The sequence below is a fragment of the Pseudomonas sp. FW305-28 genome (genome assembly GCF_017351395.1).
Classification (GTDB): domain Bacteria; phylum Pseudomonadota; class Gammaproteobacteria; order Pseudomonadales; family Pseudomonadaceae; genus Aquipseudomonas; species Aquipseudomonas fluorescens_AA.
In genome coordinates this window covers 1-3,376 of the sequence record NZ_JACNDD010000272.1, presented here as the reverse complement: position 1 = coordinate 3,376, position 3,376 = coordinate 1, and the positions used below count along the sequence as shown (strand labels likewise).

5 protein-coding genes are annotated in these 3,376 nt (G+C 53.2%); 2 read left to right on the top strand and 3 right to left on the bottom strand.

Annotation, left to right across the window (positions count from 1 at the left end):
- Nucleotides 1-42: 42 nt before the first annotated feature.
- On the bottom strand, nt 43-435 hold the full coding sequence (locus J4E53_RS30195) for a transcriptional regulator (protein WP_103311238.1): 393 nt from the start codon (nt 433-435) through the stop codon (nt 43-45).
- A 187-nt stretch (nt 436-622) separates the two neighbouring features.
- Between J4E53_RS30195 and J4E53_RS30190 the strand changes: the two genes are divergently transcribed.
- On the top strand, nt 623-1,354 hold the full coding sequence (locus tag J4E53_RS30190; RefSeq protein WP_060738699.1) for a thioredoxin family protein: 732 nt from the start codon (nt 623-625) through the stop codon (nt 1,352-1,354).
- 263 nt (nt 1,355-1,617) lie between these two features.
- A complete protein-coding gene (locus J4E53_RS30185; RefSeq protein ID WP_060738700.1) occupies nt 1,618-1,890 on the top strand; it encodes a hypothetical protein in 273 nt (90 codons plus the stop codon).
- A gap of 44 nt (nt 1,891-1,934) precedes the next feature.
- Here J4E53_RS30185 and J4E53_RS30180 read toward each other — a convergent pair whose 3' ends face one another.
- Together J4E53_RS30180 and J4E53_RS30175 are read right to left on the bottom strand one after the other, a co-directional pair.
- Entirely contained in the window at nt 1,935-2,495 is a 561-nt protein-coding gene (locus J4E53_RS30180; RefSeq protein WP_103311240.1) for a hypothetical protein, read from the bottom strand.
- Nucleotides 2,496-2,723: 228 nt separating this feature from the next.
- Nucleotides 2,724-3,122, bottom strand: a complete 399-nt coding sequence (locus J4E53_RS30175; RefSeq protein WP_146042688.1) for a hypothetical protein — start codon at nt 3,120-3,122, stop codon at nt 2,724-2,726.
- Nucleotides 3,123-3,376 lie beyond the last annotated feature (254 nt).

Genomic DNA, 3,376 nt, shown 5'->3' with positions numbered 1-3,376 from the left:
GCTCCCACACAAGCCGCTCCCACAGGGCTCAGCGCAGGCCTCTCAGGCAATCTGCGCCTTGGACGCCAAATCATCAAACGTAAACTCATCCAGCGCATCTTCCTGCTCATCCAGCACCTGGCGCGGATGATCATTGCCCGGAATGCTGCTGTCGATCAGGCTCAACAACCGCGAGCCACGGGGCGTCAGCACGAAGTTCTCGCCATTACCGCCCTCTTCCTCCGGCCGCGGCTCGATATAGCCACGCTCCAGCAGTAATTTTTCATACTCCCCGGCGACCGCTTTCAGATGATCGAGGTTTTCGATCTCCTCACCCGCCGCCGCCTTCTGAGCCGCGTATTCCTCCGCATAAGGCCGAGGGGTAAAACTGTGGCCGGCGCCGTTCTGCACTTCGTGCAACAACTTTTCGATCAAGTCCCAGTTGTAAGTCGTCATCCTGGTCCATCCTCTGAAGAGTGAGATGCCTACCTAGGTTGTGACCGAGGTGCTGCGCTGCCGTTCAGCCGGGTTTCCGGGTGGTCACTGCCTTGAGCCGACCAACGGCCTGTCGAATTCATCGAAGGCCAAACGACCAGTTGCTGAAGCGCCCACTCAGCAGCTCTGCCATGCAGGAGAAATCACCATGAACGTAGAGAATCATCCGGTCGTCTCGCGGGAAGAATGGCTCGCCGCCCGCCGCCAACACCTGGCCCACGAAAAAGCCTTCACCCGCGAACGGGACAAACTCAGCGCCGAACGCCGCGCCTTGCCCTGGGTAAAAATCGACAAACCCTACCGCTTCCAAGGCCCCCACGGCGAACTGAACCTGGCCGACCTGTTCGGCGGCCGCAGCCAATTGATCGTCTACCACTTCATGTTCGGCCCCGGCTGGACAGAAGGCTGTGATGGCTGCTCGTTCCTGTCCGACCACATCGACGGCGCCAACCAACACCTGGCCCACCATGACGTGGCTGTGGTCGCCGTCTCCCGCGCCCCCTTTACCGAGTTCCAGGCGTTCAAACGCCGCATGGGCTGGGCGTTCGACTGGGTCTCGTCCAACGGCTGCGACTTCAACTACGACTTCGGCGTCAGCTTCAAAGCCGAAGACACCGCCGGTGGAAAAGCCACCTACAACTACGAAAAAACCGACACCACCGAAGGCGAACTCCCTGGCCTGAGCGTCTTCTATCGCAACGAAGCCGGCGACATCTTCCACACCTACTCCACCTACGCCCGCGGCCTGGACATGCTGGTCGGCACCTACAACTACCTCGACCTGACGCCAAAGGGCCGCAACGAAGACGAAATCATGGATTGGGTGCGGCATCACGATAAATACGACGAGGCCAAGCCCCACAGCTGCTGCCACAGCTGATGCGCCAACCCGCACAAGTCGAGCGCGATCCCCGTGGCGAGGGAGCTTGCTCCCGCTCGACTGCACAGCAGTCGCCTGCAGTGCCTGACCCGCGGCAGCCCAAAAAACCGACTGATGCAGGGCTAAAGGTCCTACACAAAGCTCGGAAAGTGGCGTCTTGTGGCTCTGGAACGGGGCGGTCTATAGTCCGTTGTCGCCTAAGAAGCGACCGGGTTTGGCGACCCGATCCACAGAGAGACTCATTAATTTTCGAGGCTCTGAATATGACCAGATACATGCCCATCACCGGAATCGACTGCACCCCAGCCACCCTGCTCATCGACACCGAAGCCCCGCTGGACGTCCTCTTCGAAACCGCCGACTACCGCATCCGCGCCGTGACCCAACTGCTGGAAAACATCGCTTTCCGCTCGGATATCAGCTCCGATACGGTGGTGCTTTCTGATTTTTGCAAACTACTGACGATATCTCTGCGCGACGGATGTGACGTGATGGATGTGATTGGGAGACGGTTGCGGGCGCAGGTAGCGGAGTAGACGAACGGCGGGCGACTTATGGTCGTCCGTTCGTACGTTGGTACTTATCGATATTTTTTTATAAAAACCGGAATTACCACTGGCGAAGCCGACCTGGGGGAATTGATCAAGCCCTCGCTTTTCGCCACTGGCACCCCTTTGCTCTTTATTGCCTCAAACAGACTTTCGGTGGCTGCTCCATTGATAAACTCGCCGCCGTCAGTGGTCACGCTCAACGCCAATTGACGTCGTTCCTCGGTCAATTGGAGCTGTTTGGTCCGAAAAAAAGTGTGCAATGCAACCTTCTGAAGCTTCGAAATACCCACATGAACGATCTCTACATATTTCAGTGCTTTGGCGTCCCACTCCTGTATATAAAGGGTATTTGCAGTCAGCGCGTAAGTGCAAAAATAATAAGCTCCAGTATTTGAACCTGGTGTTGAAATAATCAGTGAGCAGCGCCCATGCTGAAGAATTGGGTCGGTCAGCTCCGGAAAATCTTTGACGAGCTGAGCAGGAAACTGCTCACGGTCATAATAGATGGTGGCTTTGCCGTAGGGGGTTGTGTTGCAGGCCGACAAGAGCATTGCCAGACTAAAAAAGATACCAAGATAAAAATAACGCATAAATCCTCATGAAATTTCATGTCGATCACTAGACAAAGTTTTATCGCTACCGCTTGATCCATATGGGTGTCAAGCACGATTCGGTCGTAGCCATTGATGAGAAAACGGGTACGACGGGTTCAACCAGGCAGGTTGAGATAAGGGAGACCCTGCAGTTCAAAACTGCCGGGCGAGTTGGCTGTTACCTTGACTTGAGACCGGCTAATGGGTGTCCCCTTTTTGAATACTTTACGATGCAAAAAAACACCCGCTCTCATCAATCCAAATCACTCCTGGAATTTCATAAAAATAAACTGTTAGCTCGCTATCATTTTCAGATTCTGCACTTTCTGGCCAACAATCTCTTAGGTAAGACACAATCTTCTTCACATCTAAATCCCAATGAGCTGCTTCATCGTAAATAGAAAGCTTTGGACAGGGATTATCTGGGGAAACATAGCAATCAGCCCCGGGCTTAATGAATTTTATCTTACCATTAACCAGCAGATACTCAATCATGTAAAAAAACGCATCTTTTCGCTGTTCAAATGTAAATTCAGGGTTCCATGAACCAATTGTGCTAAAAAGAGCAGATATCCATAGACCAAATGAATCGCGAACTATTTCATCAAAAAACTTGACAGTCATCATGGTTTCCCAATTAGGAATTTTATTTCTGGGTTATATGTGGTCCCTGTGGCTGCCTTGGGAACATCGATAGTCCACGCAGGTCCAGTCTGACCGGATGAAGACGAGAAGTTCCGTAAAGTGTAGTTCCCCTCCGGGGTGCTAACCACATAAATATCACCTTTCCCAGAGATAGTGCGGGGAGAAGGTAGGGAAGTAGACCCTGTTAGTTCAGAAAAATACTGCTTAACCTCCACATCTGTTGCACCAGAAGA